At 71.2% G+C, this 26,890-nt stretch carries 20 protein-coding genes and 1 pseudogene; 12 read left to right on the plus strand and 9 right to left on the minus strand.

What is annotated here, in order from left to right; all coding sequences use genetic code 11:
- Positions 1 to 22: 22 nt before the first annotated feature.
- Complete coding sequence (locus OHN74_RS25495) at positions 23 to 2,503, minus strand: ABC transporter permease (RefSeq protein WP_327696920.1); 2,481 nt, start codon at positions 2,501 to 2,503, stop codon at positions 23 to 25.
- On the minus strand, positions 2,497 to 3,267 hold the full coding sequence (locus tag OHN74_RS25500; protein WP_327696921.1) for an ABC transporter ATP-binding protein: 771 nt from the start codon (positions 3,265 to 3,267) through the stop codon (positions 2,497 to 2,499). Before OHN74_RS25500 ends, OHN74_RS25495 begins: the two co-directional genes overlap by 7 nt.
- A 134-nt stretch (positions 3,268 to 3,401) precedes the next feature.
- Here OHN74_RS25500 and OHN74_RS25505 point away from each other — a divergent pair, with 134 nt between their 5' ends.
- Complete coding sequence (locus OHN74_RS25505) at positions 3,402 to 4,709, plus strand: sensor histidine kinase (RefSeq protein ID WP_327696922.1); 1,308 nt, start codon at positions 3,402 to 3,404, stop codon at positions 4,707 to 4,709.
- Complete coding sequence (locus tag OHN74_RS25510) at positions 4,664 to 5,341, plus strand: response regulator transcription factor (protein ID WP_327696923.1); 678 nt, start codon at positions 4,664 to 4,666, stop codon at positions 5,339 to 5,341. The genes OHN74_RS25505 and OHN74_RS25510 overlap by 46 nt, the downstream gene beginning before the upstream one ends.
- A 22-nt stretch (positions 5,342 to 5,363) precedes the next feature.
- Here the strand turns inward: OHN74_RS25510 and OHN74_RS25515 are convergent, their stop codons facing one another.
- Complete coding sequence (locus tag OHN74_RS25515) at positions 5,364 to 5,843, minus strand: GNAT family N-acetyltransferase (protein ID WP_327696924.1); 480 nt, start codon at positions 5,841 to 5,843, stop codon at positions 5,364 to 5,366.
- 68 nt (positions 5,844 to 5,911) lie between these two features.
- Between OHN74_RS25515 and OHN74_RS25520 the strand changes: the two genes are divergently transcribed.
- Complete coding sequence (locus OHN74_RS25520) at positions 5,912 to 6,715, plus strand: exodeoxyribonuclease III (protein WP_327696925.1); 804 nt, start codon at positions 5,912 to 5,914, stop codon at positions 6,713 to 6,715.
- A 20-nt stretch (positions 6,716 to 6,735) separates the two neighbouring features.
- On the opposite strand, the gene OHN74_RS25525 is transcribed toward OHN74_RS25520, so the two are convergent.
- Positions 6,736 to 7,356, minus strand: a complete 621-nt coding sequence (locus OHN74_RS25525) for a MerR family transcriptional regulator (RefSeq protein ID WP_327700267.1) — start codon at positions 7,354 to 7,356, stop codon at positions 6,736 to 6,738.
- A gap of 170 nt (positions 7,357 to 7,526) precedes the next feature.
- Between OHN74_RS25525 and OHN74_RS25530 the strand changes: the two genes are divergently transcribed.
- The 4 genes from OHN74_RS25530 (at position 7,527) to OHN74_RS25545 (ending at position 11,260) form a co-directional block, all read left to right on the plus strand.
- Positions 7,527 to 9,116: a flavin-containing monooxygenase gene (locus tag OHN74_RS25530; RefSeq protein WP_327696926.1), complete on the plus strand. Its 1,590-nt coding sequence runs from the start codon at positions 7,527 to 7,529 to the stop codon at positions 9,114 to 9,116.
- The gene (locus OHN74_RS25535) at positions 9,113 to 10,069 is read left to right on the plus strand and encodes an alpha/beta fold hydrolase (RefSeq protein WP_327696927.1); all 957 of its coding nucleotides are present in this window, start codon (positions 9,113 to 9,115) and stop codon (positions 10,067 to 10,069) included. Before OHN74_RS25530 ends, OHN74_RS25535 begins: the two co-directional genes overlap by 4 nt.
- Entirely contained in the window at positions 10,066 to 10,974 is a 909-nt protein-coding gene (locus tag OHN74_RS25540; RefSeq protein ID WP_327696928.1) for an SDR family oxidoreductase, read from the plus strand. Before OHN74_RS25535 ends, OHN74_RS25540 begins: the two co-directional genes overlap by 4 nt.
- An 88-nt stretch (positions 10,975 to 11,062) precedes the next feature.
- Positions 11,063 to 11,260, plus strand: coding sequence for a hypothetical protein (locus OHN74_RS25545; RefSeq protein ID WP_327696929.1), 198 nt, complete (start codon positions 11,063 to 11,065; stop codon positions 11,258 to 11,260).
- 190 nt (positions 11,261 to 11,450) lie between these two features.
- On the opposite strand, the gene OHN74_RS25550 is transcribed toward OHN74_RS25545, so the two are convergent.
- Positions 11,451 to 14,720, minus strand: coding sequence for a S41 family peptidase (locus tag OHN74_RS25550; RefSeq protein WP_327696930.1), 3,270 nt, complete (start codon positions 14,718 to 14,720; stop codon positions 11,451 to 11,453).
- A gap of 225 nt (positions 14,721 to 14,945) precedes the next feature.
- Here OHN74_RS25550 and OHN74_RS25555 point away from each other — a divergent pair, with 225 nt between their 5' ends.
- The 5 genes from OHN74_RS25555 (at position 14,946) to OHN74_RS25575 (ending at position 20,535) form a co-directional block, all read left to right on the plus strand.
- Positions 14,946 to 15,551 (plus strand): TetR/AcrR family transcriptional regulator, encoded by a 606-nt coding sequence (locus tag OHN74_RS25555; RefSeq protein WP_327696931.1) that lies wholly within the window; start codon positions 14,946 to 14,948, stop codon positions 15,549 to 15,551.
- Positions 15,552 to 15,695: 144 nt separating this feature from the next.
- Positions 15,696 to 17,960, plus strand: coding sequence for an MMPL family transporter (locus OHN74_RS25560; RefSeq protein ID WP_327696932.1), 2,265 nt, complete (start codon positions 15,696 to 15,698; stop codon positions 17,958 to 17,960).
- Positions 17,961 to 18,102: 142 nt separating this feature from the next.
- Entirely contained in the window at positions 18,103 to 18,588 is a 486-nt protein-coding gene (locus tag OHN74_RS25565) for a YbaK/EbsC family protein (RefSeq protein ID WP_327696933.1), read from the plus strand.
- Positions 18,585 to 19,430: a DMT family transporter gene (locus OHN74_RS25570; RefSeq protein ID WP_327696934.1), complete on the plus strand. Its 846-nt coding sequence runs from the start codon at positions 18,585 to 18,587 to the stop codon at positions 19,428 to 19,430. The genes OHN74_RS25565 and OHN74_RS25570 overlap by 4 nt, the downstream gene beginning before the upstream one ends.
- A 166-nt stretch (positions 19,431 to 19,596) precedes the next feature.
- Complete coding sequence (locus tag OHN74_RS25575) at positions 19,597 to 20,535, plus strand: bile acid:sodium symporter family protein (RefSeq protein WP_443060572.1); 939 nt, start codon at positions 19,597 to 19,599, stop codon at positions 20,533 to 20,535.
- A 128-nt stretch (positions 20,536 to 20,663) separates the two neighbouring features.
- On the opposite strand, the gene OHN74_RS25580 is transcribed toward OHN74_RS25575, so the two are convergent.
- The 4 genes and pseudogenes from OHN74_RS25580 to OHN74_RS25595 form a co-directional block, all read right to left on the minus strand.
- Positions 20,664 to 24,032 carry a S8 family serine peptidase gene (locus OHN74_RS25580; protein WP_327696936.1) on the minus strand — a complete coding sequence of 1,123 codons (3,369 nt, stop codon included), beginning with the start codon at positions 24,030 to 24,032 and terminating at the stop codon, positions 20,664 to 20,666.
- 145 nt (positions 24,033 to 24,177) lie between these two features.
- A pseudogene (locus tag OHN74_RS25585) lies at positions 24,178 to 24,563 on the minus strand (RidA family protein); the annotation flags it as partial.
- A gap of 58 nt (positions 24,564 to 24,621) precedes the next feature.
- Complete coding sequence (locus OHN74_RS25590) at positions 24,622 to 25,155, minus strand: GNAT family N-acetyltransferase (RefSeq protein ID WP_327696937.1); 534 nt, start codon at positions 25,153 to 25,155, stop codon at positions 24,622 to 24,624.
- Between the two features lie 17 nt (positions 25,156 to 25,172).
- Positions 25,173 to 26,642 carry a metallophosphoesterase family protein gene (locus OHN74_RS25595; protein WP_327696938.1) on the minus strand — a complete coding sequence of 490 codons (1,470 nt, stop codon included), beginning with the start codon at positions 26,640 to 26,642 and terminating at the stop codon, positions 25,173 to 25,175.
- Positions 26,643 to 26,890: the final 248 nt, after the last annotated feature.

A 26,890-nucleotide genomic window follows, 5' to 3' on the forward strand; every position in this document is an offset into this window, starting at 1 on the left:
TCGGTCGGGATGTCCGCGGCCGTCAGTCCCGGACTCCTGCCAGGTCCACCGGCCTTCGCCGCAGGGACAGTGCCGCCGGGACCAGGGCCGCGACCACGGCGAGTGCCGCGCAGGTCGTGGTCGTCGTGGCGAGGGCCTGCCACGGGAGTTCGAGCGAGGTCCGTACGGACAGGAGGCGCAGCGCGCCCCACATGCCCAGCAGGTTCAGTGCGGCGACCAGCAGGCCGAGGACCGCGCCCACCGTCACCACCAGCAGAGCTTCCGCGCCGACCACTCCCAGTACCTGTCGGCGGGTCGCGCCGGCCAGGCGCAGCGCGGCCAGTTCGCGGGCTCGGTCGGAGGTGGCCATGGTCATCGTGTTGGCGAGGGAGATGCCCGTGTAGGCGAGGGCGATGCCGAGCACCAGGAGGAGGCCGACGCGGGTTGCCGGGTCGGAGCCCGAGGGCGGGGAACCGGCCCTCAGCCATTGGGCGTTGGTGAGCAGCCGGCCACCGGTCTCCTCGACGGCCCTGCGCAGGGCCGCTGTCGTCGCCGGAGCGTCCGCGTCGGCCGTCAGGGTCACGTCCAGCCGGTCGGGCCGGGCTCCCCGGGCGTTGGCCGGGGTGACGTACGCGCCGTTGTCCCCCGTGCCGGTGGCCAGGGTCGCGGCGATCCGCAGTGATCGTTTCGTGCCGTCGCCCAGCCACACCGTCACCCGCTCGCCCACCGTGTGCCGTTCCCACTCCTCGTTGACGATGATCGAGTCGTCGTCGAGGTCGGTCACCCGGCCCGATGTCACCGGCAGGTCGGCCGTCGCGGCGAGCGGGGCCGGATCGGCCGTGCGGGCCTCGGACTTGATGAGCGCCACGCCCTCCTCCAGGACGTGGACGGCGGTCGGCGCGGTCGCGGAGACCTCGGCCACTCCCGGCAGGGTGCGCAGACGTGCCGCCAGTTGTGTGTCGAAGGCCGACCCGGGGGGTGCGGTGGCGACGAGGTCGGCTGTCGTCGCGTGGCGCAGCTCGGTCGCCCTCGCCTCGGTGAGGGTCGCGGTGGCGCCCAGGAGGGATCCCGTGAGAGCCACGGTGACCAGGACAGGGGCCGCGATCGCGGCGGTACGGCGGACGTTCGCTGTGCTGTTCTCGCGGGCCAGCAGCACTGTTGCGCCCGGGAGTCGGGCCAGTGGCCGGGTGAGGAAGCGGGTCAGGGGGCGGACGAGAACCGGCGCGAGAAGCGCGGTCGCGGTGATCAGGAGCAGGGGACGGCTCGTGTACGTCTTGCGGTGGAGCAGATCGCCCGGGTCGGTGAGCAGGGACAGGGTGAGGGTCAGTACGGCCGTCAGCAGGAGGGCCGCGCCGATCAGGAGGCGGGTGCGGGGCAGGGGGCGGATGTTCGGCGCGGCCTCGCGCAGCGCCTCCGTGGGAGCGGTGCGGCCCGCGCGCCAGGATGCGGCCGTCACACCGCACAGCGCCACCAACAGGCCTGTCCAGAACGCCAGATGGTACGGCCACACGTGGTCGCCGAGCACGAACCAGCGCGGTGCGACACCACCCGCGACCGTCCACTCGACGAGACGCGGCGCAGCGTACGCGCCGAGTGCGCAGCCGGTGGCCGAGGCGAGGACACCGACCGTCAGGGCCTCCGCGAGGACCATGCGGCGGAGTTGGCCCGGGGTCGCTCCGGCGGTGCGCAGGAGGCCGAACTCCCGTTGTCGCTGGGCCACCGTGAACGCGAACGTCGACGCCACGACGAACACCGACACGAAGCCGGTGACCCCGCCCGCCGTGCCGAACAGTGCGTTCAGGGCGGTGAGCGCCTCCCCGTCCCGGTCGGGGTCCGCGTCCGCGAGGCGTCGGGCGCCACCGGTCAGGACCGTGACGCCGCCGACGCCGCGCACTGTCTCCCGTACGGCCGTCACGTCGTCGGTGTCCACCACCAACTGGGCGCTGTACGGCACGAGTTCGGCGGCCCGCGCGTCCGTGAGGAACATGGCGTTCTCGAAGTCCGGCGCGGTCCCCGGGGGTCGTACCGTCCCGACTATCCGTACCGTGCCGTAGGTGGTGGACACCCGGTCGCCGGGCTTCGCCCAGTCGCCGGTCACGACCACCTCGTCGGCGGTTCTCGGGGGCCGGCCTTCGGTGATCGTGTACGGGGCGAAGGCGGCGGTCGACCAGGGGTGGGCCAGCAGGTCGTCGGGGGCGGAGCCCGTGTCGGCTCGTACGGCGAAGGTTCTGTCCTCCACGACCCTTCCCAGGGTGCGCAGTTGGGCGACGAGCTTCGCCGGTAGCGGGCGGGGGTGGGCCAGGCGCTGTGTCTCGGTGCCGTTCGGGGTTCGTACGCGGAGGGTGTCCGTGCCTCGTACGACCAGCGGTGCGGCTGCGAACCGTTCGGGGCTGCGGGCGTGGGCGTCCAGGGTGGCGGCCAGGGCCAGACCCATGACGGCGATCAGGGCGACGCCGAGGGAGAGGGCCACGAAGCTGCCGGTGAAGGCCGTCCAGCGGGTGCGGAGAGTGGTCGTCGTCAGCACGGAGCGGCCTCCGGACGGGTCGCCTGCGCGGACTCCAGGGCTGCCATACGGGCGGCGACGGCCTCTGCCGACGGGGCCGCCACCTCGTCGTGCACCCTGCCGTCGACGAGGAGGACCACACGGTCCGCGTACGACGCCGCCACCGGGTCGTGCGTGACCATGACGACCGTCAGACCGTCCGTGTCGACCATCGCCCGCAGCAGCCGGAGTACCTCGTGCCCCGTCCGGGAGTCCAGCGCGCCGGTCGGCTCGTCGGCGAACAGGACCTCGGGGCGGGTGATCAACGCGCGGGCCAGGGCCACCCGTTGCTGCTGGCCACCGGAGAGCTCCGGCGGGCGGTGACGGGCCCGGTCGGCGAGGCCGACCTGTGTCAGCGCCTTCCGGATCTGCGACCTGGCAGGGCGGCGCCTGGCCAGCCGCAGGGGGAGCGCCACGTTCTGCTCGGCGGTCAGGGAAGGGAGCAGATTGAACGCCTGGAAGACGAAACCCACGCGGGCACGGCGCAGCAGGGTCAACTCCCGTTCGTTCAGGGCGGTCAGCTCGGTACCGTCCAAGGTGACCGAACCGGACGTGGGCCGGTCCAGCCCCGCCGCGCACTGCAACAGGGTCGACTTGCCCGAGCCGGACGGGCCCATGACGGCCGTGAAGGTGCCCCTGGGGAAGGCGAGAGTGATCGAGTCGAGGGCCGTCACCACGCTCCCGTCTCTTCCGCCCGTGCCGAACTTCCGTGTGACGTCACGTAGTTGAATCGCGTCGCTGTCCATGGGTTCAAGGCAACCGTGCGCGGTGCGCCGAAGCAGTGCGGCAGGGGCGAGACCTGGGGTAGGGCCAGGCATACCCTCGATTCGCCGGCTGGACCGATGGCCCTCGCGGGCGGCTGCCTCCTACCGTGATCGTCATGCATCCGAGCAACGTGTGGCAGGCCATGACCCGGCCGGGATTTCTGCTGTCGTGGTGGCCCTGGCGGTCGGTCGCCTACCTCGTCAGCGGGGCCGTGACCGGGTCTCTTGTCCTTGTGCTGGTCGTGCTCCTGGCGGTGGCCGGCGGAACGCTCGCCCTCGTGCTCGTGGGCCTGCCACTGCTCGTCGCCCTCGCCCTCACCGGGCTTCCCGTGGCCCGCGTCGAGCGGTTCAGACTGCGGCTCGTCGATCCGGAACCGGTGCCCGATCCGCACCGGGAGCCGGTCGTACCCGGACTGCGGCCGTGGCTGACGGTCCGGCTCCGGGAGGGGGCCACCTGGCGGGAGCTCGGGTACGCGCTGCTGTTCGCGGGCCTGTTGTGGCCCGTGGACGCCCTTGTCGTCGCCGTCGCACTGTGCGTCCCCGTGGCTACGGCGGCAACTCCCTTGCTGATGGCGACCGTTGGCGAAGGGCAGGAGGTGAAGGTGCTCAAGCAGTGGACGGTCACCGACTGGCCGACCGCCTTCGGCTGCTCGGCCGGCGGGCTGGTTCTGCTGGCCCTCGGTGCGTATGCGCTCGCGGTCGCCGCCGGTGCGCGGGCCGGGCTGACGCGGCTCCTGATCGCCGCCCCGGACGTCGAGTTGGGGGAGCGGGTCGTCGAACTCGCCCGCTCCCGCGTCCGGTTGGTGGACGCCTTCGAGGCGGAGCGCCGGCGGATCGAACGCGATCTGCACGACGGGGCCCAACAGCGCCTGGTCGCCCTGTCGGTGACGCTCGGCCTGGCCCGGCTGGACGCACCGCCGGGGCCGCTCGCCGAGCAACTGGCCAAGGCCCAGGGGGAAGCGGGCAAGGCGCTGGAAGAGCTGCGTGAGCTGATCCACGGGATCCATCCGCAAGTCCTCGCGGACTACGGGCTCCAGGCCGCGGTGGCCGACGCGGCCGACCGTACGGCGGTGCCCGTGGACGTCGGCCTCGACGTGCCCGGTCGTCTTCCACGAGCGGTGGAGTCCGCCGCGTACTTCGTGGTCTGCGAGGCGCTCGCCAACGTCGACCGGCACAGCGGGGCGAGCCGGGCCGAGATCGGCGGCGGACACCGCGACGGACGGCTGTTCGTCACCGTGCTCGACGACGGACGGGGCGGCGCGGACGCCGGAGGGGGCAGCGGGCTCACCGGGCTCGCGGACCGGGTGTCAGTGCTCGATGGCAGACTTTCCCTGTCCAGCCCGCCGGGTGGACCGACGTTGCTACGGGTGGAGATTCCTTGCGAGTTGAGTCGGTCGACGGATCGAGCCCATCGCTCCGCATAGTCCTCGCCGAGGACAGCGTGCTGCTGAGGGAGGGGCTGATCGGGCTGCTCACCAGGGTCGGCCACGAGGTGGTGGCGGCCGTCGGGGATGCGGAAGCCCTGCTCGCGGCGGCCGCCGAGCAGAAACCGGACATCGTGCTGACGGACGTACGCATGCCGCCCGGATTCCAGGACGAGGGGCTGCGGGCGGCCGTGCGGCTTCGCGAGGCGCGGCCGGGGCTGCCTGTTCTGGTGCTCAGCCAGTACGTCCAGCGGACCTACGCCGCCGAACTGCTCGACTCCGGCGACGGGACGGGCGTCGGCTATCTGCTCAAGGACCGGGTCGGACAGGTCGAGGAGTTCGTCGACGCGCTGCGACGGGTCGCGGACGGGGGCACCGTCGTCGACCCCGAGGTCGTACGGCAGCTGCTGCGCCGGCGTCGCGATCCGCTGGAGCGGCTGACCCCGCGTGAGCGCGAGGTGCTGGCGCTGATGGCGGAGGGCCGGTCCAACGGTTCGATAGCCCGCGAACTGGTGGTCTCCGAGGCGGCCGTCGGCAAGCACATCGGCGGCATCCTCGCCAAGCTGGACCTGCCTCCGGCGGACGAGACTCATCGGCGGGTCCTGGCGGTGCTGGCGTTTCTGCGGGCGTGAGCAGCCGACCCCGTATCGGGCCCTACAGGCTCTTGGCGAAGCAGCGGCTCGCGTCGTGGTGGCGGTAGTAGCCGAACTTCGCGGAGGGCTCGTAGCCGCTGGAGGTGTACAGGGCGATGGCCTCCGGCTGTCGGTCGCCCGTCTCCAGGACCATGCGGGTGCGGCCGGCTGCGCGGGCGTCCTCCTCCAGGGCGGCGAGTATGCGGCGGGCCAGACCGAGTCCGCGCGCCTCCTCGACGACGTACATCCGCTTCAGCTCGGCGTCGCCGGGCAGATAACCTTCGTCGTTCGCGTTGTCGTGGCCGCGCCAGCCGCCGGTGGCCACGGGGCGGTCCTGCTCGTCGTACGCGATCAGGTACAGGCCGGACGGCGGGTCGAACATCGCCGGGTCGAGGTGGGTGGCGTCGCCCTCGTCCTCGTAGCGGGCGGCGTACTCGGCCTGGACCTGGTCGTTGAGCTTGACGGCGTCGGGGTGGTCGAAGGAGACCCGGCGGATATTCATGCCATGCACGGTACATGTATGCATGTCGCTGTCGCCAGGTGATTTCGCTCTCCGGGTATCGTGCCCGCGTGCTGACTGTGACCAGTGTGAATGTGAACGGACTCCGCGCCGCCGCGAAGAAGGGCTTCGTGGAGTGGCTCGCCGAGACCTCCGCCGACGTGCTGTGCCTCCAGGAGGTGCGCGCCGAACCGCAGCAGCTGCCGGAGGAGGTCCGCGCGCCCGAGGGCTGGTACGTCACGCACGCGCCCGCCGCGGCCAAGGGCCGCGCGGGGGTCTCCCTGTACACCCGCCGCGAGCCCGACCGTGTCCAGGTCGGCTTCGGCTCCGCCGCGTTCGACGGCAGCGGCCGGTACGTCGAGGCCGACCTGCCCGGTGTCACCGTCGCCAGCCTGTATCTGCCGTCCGGCGAGGTCGGCACCGAGCGGCAGGACGAGAAGATCCGCTTCATGGACGAGTTCCTGGCGTATCTGAAGGACCTGCGGGTGCGGGCCGCCGCCGACGGGCGCGAGGTCGTCGTCTGTGGCGACTGGAACATCGCCCACCAGCCCGCCGACCTCAAGAACTGGCGCGCCAACCAGAAGAACTCCGGGTTCCTGCCGGAGGAGCGGGCGTGGCTCGGGCGGGTGCTCGACGAGGGGGACGGGGGATACGTCGACGTGGTGCGGGCGCTGCATCCGGACGTCGAGGGGCCTTATTCGTGGTGGTCGTACCGGGGGCGGGCCTTTGACAATGATTCAGGGTGGAGGATCGACTACGAGATCTCGACGCCGGGGCTCGCCGCCAAGGCGGTCAAGGGATATGTCGAGCGGGCGGCCACGCATGCGGAGCGCTGGTCGGACCATGCGCCCGTCACGGTTGTCTACGACCTCTGAGCCGCCCCACGGCTGGGGCTTCAGGTGTCCTGGCGCATTCGGCGGTCCAGCGCCAGCGAAAGCTCCGCCTCCACCACCCGTTGCGCCAGTGGGCGCAGGCGTGCCGGGTCCGCCTCCGGGGTGTGGGTGAGGATCACGTCCGTGAAGATCTCGGCCAGGGCGTCCGCGTGGTCGCGTACCCGTTTGCCCGCCGCCAGGACGGCTGAGAGCGGGATGCCCTCCTGGACCAGCGCCGACGACGCGTCCAGGAGGCTGCGGCTGATGTGGACGATCTGGTCGCCGTCGATGCCCAGATAGCCGAGGTCCATCGAGGCCGCGAGGTTCTCGGGGGTGGCGTCCGGGCCGAAGCGGTCGGCGAGTTCCTCGGGGGTGAGGCGGACCGGGGTCTCCTCGGTGGGGGCGCCGAGGCCGAGCAGGTCGGCGACGTCGCGGCCGTTGTCGAAGGCCTCGGCCAGTTCCGCGATGCCGTTGAGGGTGTGCCCGCGTTCCAGCAGCGCCGAGATCGTGCGCAGGCGGGCAAGGTGGTGGTCGTCGTACCAGGCGATGCGGCCCTCGCGGCGGGGTGGCGGGATCAGTTTGCGTTCGCGGTAGAAGCGCAGGGTGCGGACGGTGATGCCGGCCAGCCCGGCCAGCTCCTCCATCCGGTACTCACGCGCCTCTTCGGCGTTCTCTGCGTCTGCCACGTCGGAACCCTAAGTCGTACCGGCGGTAACTTTCCCTGTTCCGGACCCTACCCATCAGTACGGACCTCCTCTACTCTCCCCATTGCGCCAGTGTTCACTGGCACGGTCGCGCAGGGAAAGGCATCGGCATGGCCGAACAGGAAGCCGGACACGAAGCCGGACACGAACATGTGCGGGTGGCGGTGATCGGGTCCGGGTTCGGGGGGCTCGGGGCCGCCGTGCGGCTGCGGCGCGAAGGGGTCACCGACTTCGTCGTGCTGGAGCGGGCCGGCAGCGTCGGCGGAACCTGGCGCGACAACAGCTATCCGGGATGCGCCTGTGACGTGCCGTCCCACCTCTATTCGTTCTCCTTCGCGCCGAATCCCGACTGGCCGCGCGCCTTCTCCGGGCAGGAGCACATCCGTGCGTACCTGGAGCACGTCGCCGACATCTTCGGGCTGCGGCCCCACCTGCGCCTCAACTCCGAGGTGAAGAAGATGACTTGGGACGGGAGCCGACTGGCGTGGGTGATCGAGACCAGTAGCGGGACCCTGCTCGCCGATCTCGTCGTCTCCGCCACCGGGCCCCTCTCCGACCCCAAGGTGCCGGATGTCCCGGGGCTCGACACCTTCCCCGGCAAGGTCTTCCACTCCGCCCGCTGGGACCACGACTACGACCTGCGCGGCAAGCGGGTCGCGATGGTCGGGACCGGGGCCTCCGCCATCCAGATCGTGCCCGCCATCCAGCCCGACGTCTCCCGCCTCACCCTCTTCCAGCGCACCCCGCCGTGGGTGATGCCCCGCATCGACCGGGCCATCGGCGACGCCGAGCGCGCCGTGCACCGCGCGCTGCCCTTCACCACCCGGCTGCGGCGCGGACTCCTCTGGGGCATGCGGGAGTTGCAGGTCCAGGCGTTCACCAAGCATCCGGGTGAGCTGGGCGCTGTGGAGGCGCTGGCCAGGCGCAATATGCACCGCGCGGTCAAGGATCCCGCCCTGCGCGCCAAACTCACCCCCGACTACCGCATCGGCTGCAAGCGCATCCTGCTGTCGAGTGCGTACTATCCGGCGCTCACCCGGCCCAACGTGGATGTCGTGGCGAGCGGGTTGAGCGAGGTGCGGGGTTCCACCGTCGTGGGCGCCGACGGGAGTACGGCCGAGGTGGACGCCATCGTCTTCGGTACGGGGTTCCACGTCACGGACATGCCCATCGCCGACCGGGTCGTCGGGGCCGACGGGCGTACGCTCGCCGAGGCCTGGGCGGGCAGCGGGATGCGGGCGCTGCGCGGGGCCTCCGCCGCCGGTTTCCCCAACTGGATGACGATCATCGGGCCCAACACCGGCCTCGGAAACTCCTCCATGATCCTGATGATCGAGTCCCAGCTCAGCTATATGGCCGACTATGTAAGGCAGTTGGGTGTTCTCGGGGGTCGGGTCGCTCTTGATGCCCGGCCCGCCGCCGTCGACGCCTGGAACGACCGGGTCCAGCAGCGGATGCTGCGCACGGTGTGGAACACCGGCGGGTGCAGCAGCTGGTACCTCGACGCGAACGGACGCAACACCACCATCTGGCCCGGTACGACATCCGAGTTCCGGCGGGCGACCCGGCGCGTGGATCTCGCCGAGTACGAGGTCCTGCGGACGCCCGGCAGCACCAGCACCAGCACCAATGCCAGCGCCAACACCGGTGCCAGAACCAGCACCGGTGACGTCAACTCGACCGTAGGGGTGGAAGCATGAGTCGGCTGATGTCCGTGGCGGACGGTCCGTACAACCCGCCCGTGCCCGTCCGTGAGCTCACCGTCGTTTCGGCGGACGGGGCCCGGCTGCATGTCGAGGTACACGGCGTGGACGACGGGCCCGTGGTCGTCCTCGCGCACGGCTGGACCTGTTCCACCGCCTTCTGGGCCGCCCAGATCCGCGAACTCGCCCCCGATCACCGGGTCGTGGCCTACGACCAGCGCGGCCACGGACGCACCCCCGCGAGCCCCGTGTGCAGCACCGACGTCCTCGCCGACGATCTGGAGGCCGTCCTCGCGGCCACCCTCTCGCCCGGTGAGAAAGCCGTGGTCGCGGGGCACTCCATGGGCGGGATGACGGTGCTGGCGGCGTCCGCGCGGCCGGGGTTCCGGGAGCACGCGGCGGCCGTACTGCTGTGCAGTACGGGCAGTTCGCGGCTGGTCGCCGAGTCGCTGGTCGTCCCGATGCGGGCCGGGCGGCTGCGTACCTGGCTCACCCGGCGGGCCCTCAGTTCACGCGCCCCGATGGGGCCGGTCACGCCGGTCTCCCGGCGCATCCTCAAGTACGCGACGATGGGCGCCGGTTCGACGCCCGCGATGGTCGAGGCATGCGCCCGGATAGTGCAGGCGTGCCCGCGCAAGGTGCGGTACGCGTGGGCTCGGGTGCTGGACGGGGTGCAACTCGACGCTCATGTGAGGGAGTTGACTGTTCCGGCGGCTGTCCTCGTCGGTACGGCCGATCGGATGACCCCGCCCGTTCACGCGCGGGCACTGGCCGCCGCGCTGCCCCGGTGTCACGGTGCGACCGAGCTGCCCGGGCTCGGGCACATGACGCCGGTCGAGGCGCCGGAGGCGGTGACCGGGGTGATCCGTGAACTGGTCGCGGTGTATGGGCGGTCGGGGCCGAAAGACACTCAGGCAGGCAGCGGCGTACCTATCGAGGAGAGCGCATGAGCAAGGTCGGTCTGGACGGGCAGGTCGCTGTCGTCACGGGAGCCGCTCGGGGGGTCGGTGAACTGCTCGCGCGCAAGCTCTCCGCCCGTGGGGCCAGGGTCGCGCTGGTCGGGCTGGAGGCCGACGAGCTCAAACAGGTCTCGGAACGGCTGCACACCGACAGCGCGTACTGGTACGCCGACGTCACCGATCACGAGGCGATGTCCCGGGTGGCGGCGGAGGTCAAGGAGCGCTTCGGGAAGGTCGACATCGTCGTCGCCAACGCCGGGGTCGCCAGCGGCGGGCCCTTCGCCGACTCCGATCCGGAGTCGTGGCGGCGGGTCATCGAGGTCAATCTGATCGGGTCGGCGGTTACCGGCCGGGCGTTTCTGCCGGTGCTGACCGAGAGCCGGGGGTACCTGCTGCAGATCGCCTCCCTGGCCGCCATCACTCCGGCGCCGATGATGAGTGCGTACTGCGCGTCCAAGTCCGGGGTCGAGGCGTACGCGCACTGTCTGCGGGCCGAGGTCGGGTACAAGGGCGTCCGGGTGGGCGTCGCGTACCTGTCGTGGACCGACACCGACATGGTGCGCGGGGCCGACCAGGACGACGTCATGCGGGAGTTGCGGCAGCGGTTGCCGTGGCCGGCCAGCAAGACGTATCCGCTGGGGCCCGCCGTCGACCGGCTCGTCGCGGGGATCGAGCGGCGGTCCAGTCATGTGTACGGGCAGTGGTGGCTGCGCGGGATGCAGGGGGTGCGGGGGTATCTGCCGGGGCTGATCGGTGCGGTGGGGCAGCGTGAGGTCGGGCGGTTCTCCGGGCGGTTGCAGGGGATGGGCACCGGGCTGGTGGGCGCGGGCGGGGCGGCGGACGAGGAGGCCCGGGGCGCGGGGGCCGGAAGGGGGTCCGGCGCGGGCGGTGACTGATCGTGACTGATCGAAATGCGCGCTTTGTCGGTGCGTGCAAATCTGGTCGAGCCCCCATCCCCTCACCCAATTACGGGAGTGAACCCACATGGGCATGAAGGACGAGATGCAGGACAAGGCTCGCCAGGCCAAGGAGAAGATGGAGCAGGCCCGTAAGGGCCAGCAGGGTCAGCGCCGGCAGGGTCAGGAGGAGACCCCGGAGCGTGGGCGTCCTCGTGACGAGGAGGAGACGGAGCGGGCGATGCGTGAGGAAGCGGATCGACTCAACCGGGACTACGACATCTAGTCCGGCTTGAGCGGTCGACGTGGGGTGCCCTCTGTATTTCGAGGGCACCCTGCGTTTTTGTCGGGGGTGTTCGGGGTGTCGGGGGTGTGTGGTCGGGTGCGGGTGGGTGGGGGCTTGTCGCGCAGTTCCCCGCGCCCCTCAGGTGGGTGACCCCAGCGCCTGTCAGGAATGCGGCCGGAGTCGTGGGTTGTCACCGCGGGGGAAGTTGTGGCCTTGCCCTGTTGGGGACCTCGTCGTAGGTCGGGGGAGTCGCTGCCGGGTGGGTGTCCAGGAGGGCCAGGGCCAGTTTGATGGCGTCGTCCGTCTCGACGTGGCGGCCCTCCGCCCAGTCCAGGGGGGTGCGCAGGACCTCCAGGTCCGGGGCGACGCCCTGGTTCTCGACGGTCCAGCCGTAGGTGTCGAACCAGGCCGCGTTCATCGGGACCGTGATCACCGTGCCGTCGCCCAGGCGGTGGCGGCCGGTCATGCCGACCACTCCGCCCCAGGTCCGCTGGCCGACCACCGGGCCGAGTTCCAGCAGCTTGAAGGCCGCCGTGATCATGTCGCCGTCGGAGGACGTCGCCTCGTCGGCGAGGGCGACCACCGGCCCCCGGGGGGCGTTCGAGGCGTACGAGACCGGCTGGGCGTTGCGTGTCAGGTCCCAGCCCAGGATCGTGCGCGTCAGCTTCTCCACCACCAGTTCGCTGATGTGGCCGCCCGCGTTGCCGCGCACGTCGACGATGAGGGCGGGCCTCGACACCTCCATGCGCAGGTCGCGGTTGAACTGGGCCCAGCCCGAGCCGCCCATGTCGGGGATGTGCAGGTAGCCGCACCGCCCGCCGCTCAACTCCCGTACCACTTCCCGGCGCTTGGCGACCCAGTCCTGGTACCGCAACGGCCGTTCATCGACTAGGGGGACCACCGCGACCCTCCGCGCCCTGCCCGAGCCCGAGCCATCGGCCGGAGCGTCCTCCGGCGCGGTGAACGTCAGCTCCACCGTCGTACCGCCCGCGCCGGCGAGCAACGGGAACGGGCCCGTCACCGGGTCCACCGGGCGCCCGTCCACCTGGGTGAGGAGCGCGCCCTCCCGGATTCCCGAACCGGCCAGCGGGGAACGGGCCTTGGAGTCGGAGGAGTCGCCGGGGAGGATCCGGTCCAGCATCCAGCCGCCCTCCCTGCGCACGAAGTTGGCGCCGAGCAGGCCCTGTCTGCGCTGGTAGTGCGGTGGGCCCTCGTTGCGGCGGGCGGCTGTCACATACGCGTGGGACGTGCCCAGCTCGCCCAGGACCTCCCTCAGCAGGTCCGCGAACTCGTCGGGGGACGCTACCCGTTCGACGAGCGGGCGGTACTGCTCCAACACCGCGTCCCAGTCGATGCCGCACATCCTGGGTTCCCAGAAGTAGGCGCGGATCAGGCGGCCCGCCTCCTCGTACGACTGGCGCCACTCCGCCGGCGGGTCGACCTCGTGCAGGACCCGACGCAGGTCGATCCAGACGGTCGTGTCGCCGTCGCCGGGGTCGGTGGAGGGCACCGCGCGCAGCTCGTCCTCGTCGACGACGACGAGTCGTGAGGCGTCGCCGCTCACCGCGAACCAGTCGAGGTGGCCCACGAGTTCGGACTTCTTGCCCTTGCTGAGGTTGAAGTGTTCGAGCGTGGGCCGGCCGCTCGTGTCGTCCGGGTTCGCGAACGTCTCGCCGAGCGCGCCCGAGATCGGCCAGCGCAGCCACACCAGTCCGCCGCCCGCGACCGGGTACAGCGCCGAGTACTTGGAGGCGGCGACCGGGAAGGGCGTCACACGGCTCTCCAGGCCCTCGGCCTCGACGGTCACCGTGCCGTCGGCGCCCTCGTCCTCGGCGGGATCCAGGCCACCGGCGGCCGGTCGTCCGTCGGGGGAGAGAGCGAACGGGGACGGGGTGGCGGAGGAGAGGGGGACGAGGTAGGGGCGGCAGCCGAGCGGGAAGGAGAGATCGCCCGTGTGGACGTCGTACACCGGGTCGAAGCCTCGCCAGGAGAGGAAGGCGAGATAGCGGCCGTCCCTGGTGAAGACCGGGTTCTCGTCCTCGAAGCGGCCGTTGGTGACGTCGACGATCAGACGGTCCTTTATGCGCGCCATCTTGATCTGGCGCAGGGAGCGGCCGATGCCGGGGTGCGACCAGGTCAGCCAGGCGCCGTCGGGGGAGAAGGCGAGGTCGGTGACCGGACCGTTGAGGGAGCAGATCAGCTCGGTGACCTCGCCGTTCGAGTCCTCGGTGGCGTCGAGGAGGAGAAGGCGGCCGTCGTGGGCGGCGATGGCGAGGCGTTCGCCCGCCGGGTCGGACACCAGTTCCAGTACCCGGCCCAGCCTGCCCGAGGCCAGTCGTCTCGGCTCCCGCTCCCCGCTGGCCCTGGGCAGATAGGCGATCTCGATCGCGTCCTCGCCCTCCGCGTCCGTGACGTACGCGACCTGCCCGCCCGAGCCGAGCATCTCGGGCAGCCGGACCCGTACCCCCGGGGTGTCGGTGATCGTCCGGGCCGGGCCGTCCCGGTGTGTCAGCCAGTACAGGCTGCCGCGCACGACGACGGCGCTCGCGCGGCCCGTCTCGTCGACCGAGATGCCGTCGACGTGCTGCGCGGCGGGCACCTGATACGTACGACGGCCGGCGCGCGGCCCGCCGAGCCGTACGTCGAGGCGGCGGGGGACGGAGTCGGCGGCGAGGTCGTCGACGATCCATAGGTCGCCCGCGCACTGGTACACGACCCGGGTGCCGTCGCTGGAGGCGTGCCGGGCGTAGAAGGCGTCGTGGTCGGTGTGACGGCGCAGGCCGGAACCGTCGTACGCGCACGAGTACAGGTTGCCGACGCCCTCGTGGTCGGAGAGGAAGGCGATGCGGTCGCCGACGAACATGGGGGAGTGCAGATGGCCGTCGAGGTCGGTGAGCAGGCGCTCGCCGTGCAGCCAGAGGCGGCCGGTCGCGCCGCCCCGGTAGCGCTTCCAGGCGGCCGGTTCGTGGGGCGGGGTGCCCGTGAGGAGGAGGGTCCTGCGCTCCCCTTCGATGTCCGCGACCTGGATGTCGGAGACCGGACCCCAGGGGAGCCGCCCGCCGGGGCCGCCGCCCGCCGGGACGCTGTAGGCCCAGGTGAAGTAGGAGAAGGGCTGGCCGTGGGAGGCGACGGCGAGGATGTCGCCGTCCGGGGACCAGCCGCAGACCTGGGTGTCGGCGCTGCCCCAGTAGGTGAGCCGCTGCGCGGGACCGCCGTCCACCGGCGCCCGGTGGATCTCGGGCACGAGACTGCGCCAGCTCGTGTACGCGATGTGCCGCCCGTCGGGCGAGAAGCGCGGGTGCCCGACCTTCGTGCGGTCGACGGTGAGCCGCCAGGCACGGCCGTCGGTCCTGGAGGACCCCGGCCCACCGTCACCGTCGAGGCGGGCGAGCCAGAGATCGTCCTCGGCGACGAAGCACAACAGGTCTCCACTGAGGTGGGGCAGGCGCAGATAGCTCACCTCCCCATGCTTTTCCGGTAACGAGGCCCCAGCAACTTCGGACCCGCTTCCAATTCCGTCAATTTATGAAATATCCGGCTCGCCGGCGGGTTCCGATGCCGGCCGTGAGTCAAGACACGTACGAAACGGTTTCGTTTCTATGGTTCTCAGGGTATGTTCATTGACGTAGGGCGAAGCTGTACGAAACGGTGTCGTCCGAAACCGGAACCGGAAAGGGTGAGTGGCATGACCGAGGTCGCAACGGCGCGTCGTAGTCGGATCACGCCCGAGCGCGAGGCCGAGCTGTACGGCGCCACGCTCGACCTGCTCCGGGAAGTCGGCTACGAGGCCCTCACCATGGACGCCGTCGCCGCCCGCACGAAGTCCAGCAAGGCCACGCTCTACCGCCAGTGGGGTGGCAAGGCCGAACTGGTCGTCAGGGCCATGCGGCACTTCAAGCCGGGTGGCGCCGACATCGCCGAGATCGACACCGGGTCCCTGCGCGGCGACTTCCACTCCCTGCTGCTCCGCGAGGACGACTGCGCCATGGAACAGAACTCCGCGCTGATGCGGGCTCTGGGCATGGCGGTCCACGGCAACCCGGATCTCCTTCAGGCGTTCCGGGAACTGCTCGTCGAGCCGGAGATGGCGGAGTTCCGCAAGGTGATCCAGCGGGCCATGGACCGTGGAGAGGTCCGCGCGGACAATCCGGCGGCCGACTACGTGCTGCACATGATGATCGGCGGCTTCGTGGCGCGCACGCTCATCGACGAGCGGCCGCCGACCCAGGCCTACTTGCGTGACTACATCGACGCCGTGGTGCTCCCCGCCCTCGGCGTGCCGGTCCCGTAGGACAGCCCGCCCCACCTCGCCGAACCCATCCACCTGTACCTGACACGACCGCTCACGTCGTCGGGTTGATCACTCCTGCGCCCCAACAGGCCGATCAAACCTGTCCTGTTGCTGTTCAACGACCCGACCGGGAGTACCCCCCTCGTGGCCACGTTCCTCTACAAACTCGGCCGACTCGCCTTCAGGCGACGGCATTTCGTCGCCCTGATATGGGTGGCGCTGCTGACGATCGCGGGAGTTTCCGCGGCCAGCGCGCCCGCCGCGGGCACCACCTCCTTCTCCATTCCGGGTACGGAGGCCCAGAAGGCCTTCGACCTGCTGGAACAGCGTTTCCCCGGCGCCAGCGCCGACGGAGCGACCGGCCGTATGGTCTTCAAGGCACCCGACGGTCAGAAGATGACGGACCCCGCCAACAAGGCGACCGTCGCCAAGACCGTCAAGCAACTGGGCGACGGCTCCGAAGTCGTCTCCGTCACCGACCCGTTCACGACGGGCGCAGTCAGCAAGGACGGGACGGTCGCCTACACGTCGGTGAAGTACACGCTGCCCGGCATGGAGCTGACGGACTCGACCAAGGACGCCCTGGAGAAGGCCGGCGACCAGGCCCGGGCCACCGGGCTGACCGTCGACGTCGGGGGTGACGCGCTGCAGGCGCAGTCCGAGCCGGGGGCGATCGGCGAGGCCGTCGGCATCGCCATCGCCGCGGTCGTCCTCGTCATCACCCTGGGTTCGCTGGTCGCGGCCGGACTGCCGCTGCTGACGGCGATCATCGGCGTCGGTATCGCCGGCGCCACCATCGCCTCCCTCGCCAACGCGCTCGACCTCGGCGACAGCACGTCCACGCTCGCGCTGATGATCGGGCTCGCGGTCGGCATCGACTACGCGCTGTTCATCGTCTCCCGCTACCGCGGCGAGCTGGCCGACGGCCGCGACCGCGAGGAGGCGGCCGGCCGCGCCACCGGCACCGCCGGCTCGGCGGTGGTCTTCGCGGGCCTCACGGTCGTGATCGCCCTGGCGGGCCTCGCGGTCGTCAACGTCCCGATGCTGACCAAGATGGGCCTCGCCGCGTCCGGCACGGTCGTGGTCGCCGTACTCATCGCACTGACCCTCATCCCGGCGCTGCTCGGATACGCGGGCCGCAAGGTCCAGCCGACGGGCCGGAAGAACGGCGGGCAGAGCAGGACGAACACGAGCGAGGCGAACGACCAGGTCGAGCCGAGTGGCAGTGGCAGTGGCCGGGCCGAGCCGGTCGCGCCCAACATGGGCACCCGGTGGGCGCGCTTCGTCATCCGCCGGCCGGTCGCCGTACTGATGCTCAGCGTGCTCGGTCTGGGGGCCATCGCGCTCCCGGTCACCCAACTGGAGCTGGGCCTGCCCGACGACGGCTCGCAGCCGACGTCCACGACCCAGCGCAGGGCGTACGACCTGCTGTCGGAGGGCTTCGGCCCCGGCTTCAACGGTCCCCTGATCGCCGTCTACGACGCCCGGGGCACCGCCGATCCCCAGGCCGGCGTCGACAAGCTCGCCGAGCGGATCAAGAGCCTCAAGGACGTCGTCACGGTCGCCCCGGCTCAGTTCAACAAGGCCGGCGACACCGCGACGATCACCGTGATCCCGGACTCCAAGCCGTCCTCGACCCAGACCGAGGACCTGGTCCACGCGATCCGCGGCCAGAGCGCCGACGTCAAGGCCGAGACCGGCGCGACGGTACTGGTCACGGGCACCACCGCGATGAACATCGACTTCTCGCAGAAGCTCAACGACGCCCTGATCCCGTATCTGGGCCTGGTGGTCGGCCTCGCCTTCCTGCTCCTGATCCTGGTCTTCCGTTCCATCCTGGTCCCGCTCAAGGCGGCCCTGGGCTTCCTGCTCAGCGTCCTCGCCGCGCTCGGTGCCGTGGTCGCGGTCTTCCAGTGGGGCTGGCTGAGCGGCCTGCTCGGCGTCGAGGAGACCGGCCCGATCATGTCGATGGTGCCGATCTTCATGGTCGGCGTGGTCTTCGGTCTCGCCATGGACTACGAGGTGTTCCTCGTGACCCGGATGCGGGAGGCGTACGTCCACGGCGAGTCACCGTCGAACGCCGTGGTGACCGGCTTCAAGCACAGCGCCCGGGTCGTGGTCGCCGCCGCGATCATCATGATGGCCGTCTTCGGGGGCTTCATCAGCTCCAGCGAGTCGATGATCAAACTCTTCGGCTTCGGTCTGGCGATCGCTGTCTTCTTCGACGCGTTCGTGGTCCGCATGGCGATCGTCCCGGCGGTACTGGCCCTGCTGGGCAAGCGGGCGTGGTGGCTGCCGAAGTGGCTCGACCGCGTCCTGCCCAACGTGGACGTCGAGGGCGAGGGCCTGCGCGCCCTGGACGACGACAACCGTCCGAAGGACGAGGACCGGGAGCTCGTACAGGTCTGAGCCGGTCGCCGGCAGGACAGCAGGATGAGGAGATGAGGAGGGGCACCCCGCGCCGCGGCGGGGTGCCCCTCCTGCGTATGCCGGATGCCGGTACCCGGAATTCGTTTCGTGATGCATCTGTCCGCCCGCTAGCGTGCTGGACATGACCACGTCTTCCCGTTTCGCCGAGGCCCTCGACCAGCTGGGCCTCAGTGAACTCCACTCCCGTATCCGCCGGTTCCCCGACGAGACCCGTACCGCCGCCGAGGCCGCCGCCGCGATCGGATGCGAGCTGAGCCAGATCTGCAAGTCGCTGATCTTCTCCGCCGACGGGGTCCCGGTCCTCGTCCTCATGGACGGCGCCTCCCGCGTCGACGTCGAGCTCGTCCGGCGCGAACTCATGGCCGCGAAGGTCACCCGCGCCAAGGTGGACGTCGTACGGGAGACCACCGGGTACGCCATCGGGGGTGTGCCGCCCTTCGGGCACCGGACCAGGACCCGTGTCCTCGCGGACCGTTCGCTGCTGGAGCACGACGTCGTCTGGGCCGCCGCCGGAACTCCGTACACCGTGTTCCCGATGGAGCCGAAGGCCCTGATCGCGCACGCCGGCGCGACCCTCGTGGACGTGCGCGAGTCGGCGGATTCGTGACCCCGGCCGTCACCGCCGCCGTACTGCTCGCCGCCGTCACGCACGCCTGCTGGAACGCGCTCGCGCACCGCATCACCGACAAGCTGGTCGGGTTCACGCTGATCGCGGGTGGCGGGATGGTGCTCGGGCTGGCCGGGGTGCCGTTTCTGCCGATCCCCGCTGCCGGGGCGTGGCCGTATCTCGTCGCGTCGGCCCTCATCCACATCGCGTACTACGTGCTGCTCATGCGGTCCTTCCGGCTCGGCGACTTCGGGCAGGCGTATCCGATCGCGCGCGGTACCGCGCCCCTCGTCGTCACCGTGCTCGCCGCCGTGTTCGCCCACGAGGTGCCGAACGGCTGGGCGGCGGCCGGAATCGCCGTGTCCTGTACGGGACTTACCGGGGTCGCGCTGTGGGGGATGCGCGGGCGGCGGCCCAACTGGGCGGCGATCGGGGCCGCGTTGGCGACCGGGCTGTCCATCGCCGCGTACACCGTCGTCGACGGTCTGGGCGTACGGGCCTCGGGCTCCGCGCTCGGCTACATCGCCTGGCTGATGGCCCTGGAGGGCATCGCGATCCCCGCCTACGCGTGGTACCGCTGGCGGGGCCAATTCCTTGCGACAGTACGGCCGTTCGCCGCCATCGGACTCCTCGGCGGCGCGCTGTCGGTGGCAGCGTACGGGCTGGTGCTGTGGGCGCAGACCCGGGCCGAACTCGCCCCTGTGGCGGCACTCAGGGAATCGTCGATCATCGTCGGGGCGGCCATCGGGGCGGTGTTCTTCAAGGAGCGGTTCGGGGCGCCGAGGATCGCCGCGGCCGGGCTGCTCGTCGTCGGCATCGGGCTGATGCTGCACGCCGGGTAGGGAGACCCGCGAACCCTGGGGCCACCCAGGCGCGGCGTACACATATCGCACCGGCCTGGCTCGAACCTTGTGACATGGACTTGGCAACTGCTTCACTGTGGCGATCTACGGGCCGTGCGGCGGCATTTCGCAGTCTCCGCTGCCTGTCATCCAGGAGGCGTGGGGCATGAACGATTCAGCGCTGATCACGACCGGCTTGCCCGTCGCGCTCGCCATCATCATGTTCGGCCTTGGGCTCTCGCTCACCACTGCCGACTTCAAGCGCGTGGCCGGTTCGCCGAAAGCGGTCGTCTTCGCGCTGATCGTGCAGACAGTGGTGCTGCCGCTGCTCGCCTTCGGGCTGGTGCAGATCTTCGACGTGGACCCGCTGCTCGCAGTGGGCGTGATGCTGCTGGCCGCGTCGCCGGGCGGCACCACCGCCAATCTCTTCAGCCATCTGTTCCGCGGGGATGTGGCGTTCAACGTCACGCTCACCGCGATCAATTCCGTGCTGGCAGCCGTCACCATTCCGCTCATCACCAACCTGGCCATCAGCTACTTCGATGCCGAGGGCGACCTGGGACTGCAGGTCGGCAAGGTGTTGCAAGTGATCGCCATCGTGCTCGTCCCGGTCGGTCTCGGCATGCTCGTCCGGAAACGCTCCGCGGACTTCGCCGCCCGAGCGGACCGTCCGGTCCGTGTGTTCTCCATCGCCATGCTGGTCGCGGTGTCCCTGGCGGCGCTGCTGGGAGAGTGGGAGAACCTCGCGGACTACCTTCGCCAGGTCGGCCTGGTCACCGGCCTCTTCTGTCTGGCGAGCCTCAGTATCGGCTACGGCGGTGCCAGGGCCCTTCGCCTGAGTGAACCTCAGGCTGTCGCCAGCGCCATGGAGGTGGGGATTCACAACACCACTGTTGCCCTCACCATCGCACTCAGCATCCTCGACAACACCACGGTGGCGGTCCCCAGTGCTGTCTACTCGGTTCTCATGTACGCGCTGGCCACGGCTTTCGGTTACGCCATCACCCGGCCCCGCTCGGGAATCGGTCGACGGCGGGCCGAGCCGGTGACGGCGACCGAGGCCGGAGCGGACCAGACACGCGACCCGTCCGACTCCGCTGCCTGAACCCCTCCGGCCGCCGAGCGGACGCAGCCACGAGGTCACCTTCATGACCTGGGCCCGGCCCCGCAGGTGCGGAGACCGGGCCGGAGGGTTCATCGGTGCCGGGTGATGGTCACCGTGGTGGGGTCACCTCACGGGGCGAGCCGGTAGGCGTTGGTGATCGTCTCGCGGGTGGTGTTGCCGCCCTTGTCCTTCAGGTCCACCAGGAAGGACACGGCCTTGGCGGTCGCCGGGTGCTTCACGCTCACCGAGCGCGCCCCCGTCGCGGCGGTCGTCACGGTGAGGGGTCGCCAGGTCCGGCCGCCGTCGAAGGAGACCTTCACGGTCAGCGTGGCGAGCTGCCCCGTGGCGGCGGCCGGGCCGCTCAGCTTGAGCGGCACCGTGAGGGTGCCTCCCGACGGCGCCGTGCCGCGCAGGCTCAGCGCCGGCGCGAACCGCACCGTCGACATCGGCAGCCTGGCCGTGGTGCCCGACGCCGGCCGGGCCGACGTGAACGTCCACACCCCTGCCACCTTCGTGCTGGTGGAGGTGTCAGCGGCGGAACGGCTCGCCTCGACCGTCAGGCGGTACGCGGCGGAGGCGGCGGGAACCTCGGTGCTCAGCCATTCCGTGGCCGGGCCCTCGGCGAGGATCCGCCCACCGGATTCCAGCCGGGTGAAGCCGCCGGTGACCACCGAGGAACCCAGGTTGCCGCCGCCGTCGTTGAACAGCGGGACCATGGCGAGGACGGAGTCCCCGATCCGCTCGGCGCCCTGCTGGTAGGGGCTGCCCGCCCCGAGATCGGGGCCCACCACACCGGTGTTGAACTTCAGCGTGTGACGGGAGCCCGGCCGGTAGGTGACCTCCTCCTTCGTGTAGACCATGCGCACCTCGCTGCGGGCGTTGAGCTGCACGGCCCTCCAGGACCAGCGCACGCCGGCCGTGCTGAGGTAGTGCGTGGTGGCCTGCGGCAGGTTCTGCTCCTGCGGTTCGCCTATGGCGAGGCTCCTCCCGTCCTCGTCCAGCGGCGTGATGTGGACCTGGCCCTTGGCCCCCGTCACGGAGGCGCCGAAGCCGAGCTTCACCTCGGCGACCTCGGCCCGGGTGACGGTGCGGTTGAGGCCGGTGAAGAAGCTGCCCTTGCGCTGGAAGACGAGCCGGTAGTCGATGTTCTTGCCGGCCGCGCCGGGCGTCTTCCACACGCCGTTGAACTGGGCCCGCATGGTGTCGGACGCCGGGCCGAGGGCGGCGGTGCGGACCGGCGGCACCCCGTTGGTGGACCAGGAGTTGGACCCCGCGGCGGCGTCGGAGTAGCCGACGATGGAGGTGACGAGCTTCGCGGCCGGATCCGGGGCCTTCACCGCCATGGGCTTCGCCTTGCGGGAGTCGAGGGTGATCGCGACGTTCTTGTTCACCTCCAGGACCGGCTGGACGAAGAAGCCCACCTCGTTGTCCTCCGCGAAGACCAGGCTGTCCAGCTGGTAGGACCCCTTGGGCAGCCGCTGGACCACCGTGCCGTTCGCGCGGTACGGAAGCTCCGTGCGGATGCCCTGCCCGCCGACGGAGTTGATCGTCGTCGCGTAGGTGGCCGGGTTCGCCCCGTCGGCGTCGATGTGCCGCACCGTGACGTCGTACGACTCCACCTCCCGCTCGACGACGAGACCGGTGCGCACCTGCTGGCCGCCTCCCGACGCCAGCACGGTGCCGCCGAAGACCCCGTCTACGGCGCCCTTGCGCGTGTCCGCGGTGACGGTGGTCTTCGCGGTGCCGCCGGCCGGCACGGTGAGCTGGGCGTCCTTGACGGTGAACAGGCCGGCCGGGGCGGGTCGGCCCGACGAGTCCGTCCCGGAGGCGGTCAGACGCAGGGTGACGGCCTGGGTGCCGTAGTTGCGGTAGGTGAGGGTCTTGGCGGCCGGCCTGTCGTCGGCGTGCGGCCAGGAGTGCTTCCCGAAGCCGAGGGAGCCGGGCTCGGAGACGACCAGGGCCGTGGCGGCACGCGTCAGGTCCACCCGGCCCGAGCCCTGCTGGTGGGCGTTCAACAGCGGGTTGGGCTTGGCCGAACCGGTCAGGAGTGCCTTCAGCCGGGCTCCGGTCCAGTCCGGGTGCTGCTGGAGCACCAGGGCGGCGGCGCCCGCGACGTGCGGGGCGGCCATCGACGTACCGGACATCGACGTGTAGCCCTCGCCCGAGGGCTCCCCGCTCTGCGTGGTCAGGGCGGCGGTGATGTCCTCACCCGGGCCGGTGATGTCGGGCTTGGGCGCCCCGTCGAGGTTCGGGCCGCGACTGGAGAAGGCGGCGAGCTCGTCCTTCTTGTCCACGGCCCCGACGGTGAGTGCCGCGGGGGCGCTGCCGGGCGACTTGATGGTGAGGGTCTCGCCACCCTCGTTGCCCGCGGACACCACGAACAGGGCCTTGCCGGAGAGTCGGGCGACGGCCGCCTCCAACGGGTCGGCACCCGGCTCGTCGGGGTAGCCCAGACTCATGTTGACGACCTTCGCGCCCTGGTCGACGGCCCACTGCATGCCGGAGACGACGGTCGACATGGCTCCGCTGCCGTCATCGGCCAGGACCTTGCCGTCCAGCAGTCGCACGCCGGGCGCCACGCCCTTGTAAAGGCCGCCGGACCTGGCCCCGCTCCCGGCCAGGATGGAGGCCACGTGCGTCCCGTGTCCGTAGCGGTCCTTGGCGTCGGAGGACGTGCTGAAGTTCTTCTCCGCCGTCTCCACGCCCCTGAGGTCCGGGTGGGTCTGGTCCACACCCGTGTCCAGGACCGCCACCTTGATGCCCTTGCCGGTGTAGCCCGACTGCCACATGGTGGGCGCACCGATCTGCGGCACGCTCTCGGCCAGGGTGGCCCGGACCTTCGCGTCCAGCCAGACATGGGCGACGGGCGCGGGGGTGGTCGTACCGTCTGCCCTGCCACCGCCCGCCGTACGGGCCGAAGAGTGGTCTGTGACGGCCGCCCACAGCGCCGGAGCACCGGTCTTGGGCGCCTCGAAGGCCTCGCCGTCGACCGCGGGCAGAGTACGGCGCTCCCGGACGGCCACGCCCGCGAACGGGTCGCGGGTGGCGGTGCGGGCACCTGCTCCGGCGCCGTCCCGGCGGTAACCGACGATCAGTGGCATGGCGCTGCGGTGCGCGTCGTCGTAACCGTCCCTGACCAGCTGCGCCACGTCGAACAGCCGCCGGTCGAGCACGCCGTCGGCGACCAGGCGCAGGGCGTCCTGCGGGACGACGTACGTGTGGCAGTCCGTGCGCCGCACCGAGAAGCCCATCCCCTCGCGGTCCTTGCCGCGCACGAGCCGAACCACCTGGCCGTCGGGGCCGACGGCCACGCGGTCGCCGGTGATCAGCGTGACGGTCGCCGCCGGCTTTGCCTTCGCCGGGACCTTCGTCCCCTCGTGCGTGGTGGTGCCGGCGGCTTGCGCCTGCTGACCGCCCACCGATATCGCCCCCGTGACCAGTGCCCCGGCCAACATGGCGGCCAGCGCCACCGTTCTCGAGCGTGCTGTGGATGCCACTCGCGTTCCCCCGTTCCCCTGTGCATGCCAACGCGTTCTCCGCTATCACGCAGGTGGGACGCGTTCGGTTCTCGGCGGTCCTCGCGAACGGGTGGAGGGGAGAAGGGGGGCAGACGAATCGAGAAGCCCCGAATCGGGCGAGCGCCATCCCCGGCAGGGCCAGCCAGGCGACACCGCTGAGCGTCTGTGCCGGGAGCCGGGAGCCGGGAGCCGGTCGCCGAAGCGGGCGTGCAGGGCCTTGCCGAGGGTCTCCAGCCTGTCCAGGTCGTCGTCGACGACGACGAACGTACCGAGCCGCACGACGTGTTCGTGGCCGGGGCCGACCCCTTCGAGCGCGGCACGCAGCCGGTCGAAGGCCAGATCCACCTGGGCGGCGAAGTCGCCCGGTACGGGAGCGCCGGTGGCGTCGGAGGCGTACTGGCCCCCGATGTACACGGTTTCACCGGGCGCCGACACCGCGTGGCTGTAGACGAAGCGTGTCGGGTCGTGCAGGGCGGGCGGGTTGGTGATCGTGCGCTGGTCGGAGGTCATGCCGGGGCCGACGCCCGGCGGGCACCCGCGATTCCGGCAGGCGTTCGCACGCGCCCGCTCAGGATGTCGGGGCCGCGTAACAGCGGACGTTCACCTGTTGCCCCGGGCCCCATTCCTGATCCACCTCCGCCAGCAGCGTCCAGCCCAGGCGCTCGTACAGGGCCGCCGCCGCTGTGTCCGTCGACACCACGTCGAGTACGGGGTGCAGGGCGCGCAACCGCGCCTCCGCCACTGCCCGTTCCATCAGCGCCGCGCCGACTCCCCGGCCACGGGCCGCCGGATCGACGTACAGACGGTTGATCACGGCCGTCGGACCCCGGTCCCACAGGGCCGCCGCCGCGTCGCCCTCCTCGCTGCGGGACAGGACGATGTGACCGACGATCCCCCGACCGTTCGCCTCTCCCGTCTCTTCCACCTCTCCCGTCTCTTCCGCCACCCACACCGCGAGGAGTGACCGTGGGGTGAGCCAACCGGCCGGATCGGTCGGCCAGTTGAGGGGATACGCGTTCTGCTCGTGGATCGTCGCCAGCACCCGTACGCAGGCTTCGAGGTCGGCCTCCGTGCGGGGGCGGACACGGAAAGAGGCTGGCATCGGCGCGCTGTCGTCTGTCACGCGCGCAGGTAAGCACGTACGCCGGACAGGTCGTGGAGGCGCATGCTGTTGCGGTCGGTCACCGAGCGGCCGAGGGCGTGGTGGGGCCAGAGGCCGCCTGCCGTGAGGCGACTGCGTTCGACCCAGGCGCGGGCCGGGACGCTGCTGTTCTTGTAGTAGTTGAGGGCGTAGCCGCCGGTGTGGACACGCAGGAGGCAGAAGCCGCCCGGGTAGTCCTTCACCGCGCTGACCTCCTGCTGGGTGACGTGCGACGCGCCGGTCAGGACCGTGCGCTTGTTGCGGTGGGTGTGGCCCGCGTGGTGGAGGAAGACGCCGGGGGAGGAGGCGTAGGCGTCGACGATCGAGCGGGCCTGGCCGCGGTCGAGGCGCTGACCCCGCCCCATGGGGAAGACCGAGTCCCGTGTGGTGAGCGGGTGGTGGCCGAAGACGACGGTCGGCTGGTCCCGGTCGCGCCTCAGGCCGGCCCGGAGCCAGGCCAGTTGCTCTGCGCTCAGCCCGCCCGCGTCCCCGCCGTTGCCGTTCTTCTCGTAGGTGTCCAGGCCGATCAGACGCAGGCCTCCCAGGTCGCGCGCGAAGTAACCGGGACCGTCGGCGCCGCCCAGGAAGCCGTCTCGGAAGGAGTCGTCGGGGTGCCTGGGGCGGTCGTGGTTTCCCCGTACGACGAAGTAGTCCCGTCCGTGGGTGCCGAAGCCGTCCAGGATGCGGCGGGCCTCGGCCAGGTCCCGGGGTGCGCCGGCCGCCGAGATGTCCCCGGCCGCCAGCAGGACGTCCGCCCCGCGCCGGTGGGCCTCCTCGACCATGGCCCGGCTCATGATCTCGGGATACGGGTCGAGGCCCGGCCGCTGCGAGACCCCGCGCAGCATCGGCACGCCGGCCACCCGGCCCGCCGTGGTCTCGCCGAGGTGCAGGTCGTTGCAGAGCGCGATGGAGAGGAGGTGGCGGCCGGGAGGCGGCTGGGGAGTCGTGAAGGAGTAGGGGCCGCCGTGCGAGCCCAGGCCGTGCAGCGAGGTGCCCACCGCGTTGCCGCGCACCAGGTGCAGAGGGGTCGGTGTGGCCGCCCGGCCCCGCGAACGGGCCTGGTAGTAGTACGTCTGGCCCGGTTCCAGGTCCGTCAGCTCGACGTAGTGGTGGGCGGTCGGCCGGCCCTCCGACGCCGTGCGGTCGAGGTGGGCGGGGTGGGTGCCGTACACGACCTCGCCCTCGGTGACCGCGGGGATCAGGTGGCCGAAACCGTCGTCGGTGCCGGGCACCGCCGTGTACCAGGTGATGACGGCGCTGTCCTCGGTGAGCGTGACCAGCTCCAGGTGGAGGGCCGTCACGACGTCGGCGCGCGTGACGCGTTCCCGGCGCGCGGCGAGCGCGGACCGGAGTACGGCGGGCGTGAGGAGCGCGCCGGAACGGACGAGGTCGCGGGGGGCGGGGAACGCCGCCAGGGCGGCCAGGGGAGCGGAGAGACAGCAGCGCATGATCTGGAACGTGCCCGTGGCCCGTTAACGGCTGCCGTGGGGGCGGAGGCGGCCGGAGGTATGGGGCACGACAACTCCTTGGCGTCGGTGCGGTCGGTGCGGGGGTTCTTGCAGCGTACGGCTGAGGGTGCGCGCGCATCCCTGGCCCGGGGTAATCGCGACGAACGTCACACAACGGACGCCGTGCGGGTCCGCCGGCCCCGGTGCGCCCGGCACACGTGCGTGCGAGGGGCGACAGGAGCACTCTG

The organism is Streptomyces sp. NBC_00459 (assembly GCF_036013955.1).
Classification (GTDB): domain Bacteria; phylum Actinomycetota; class Actinomycetes; order Streptomycetales; family Streptomycetaceae; genus Streptomyces.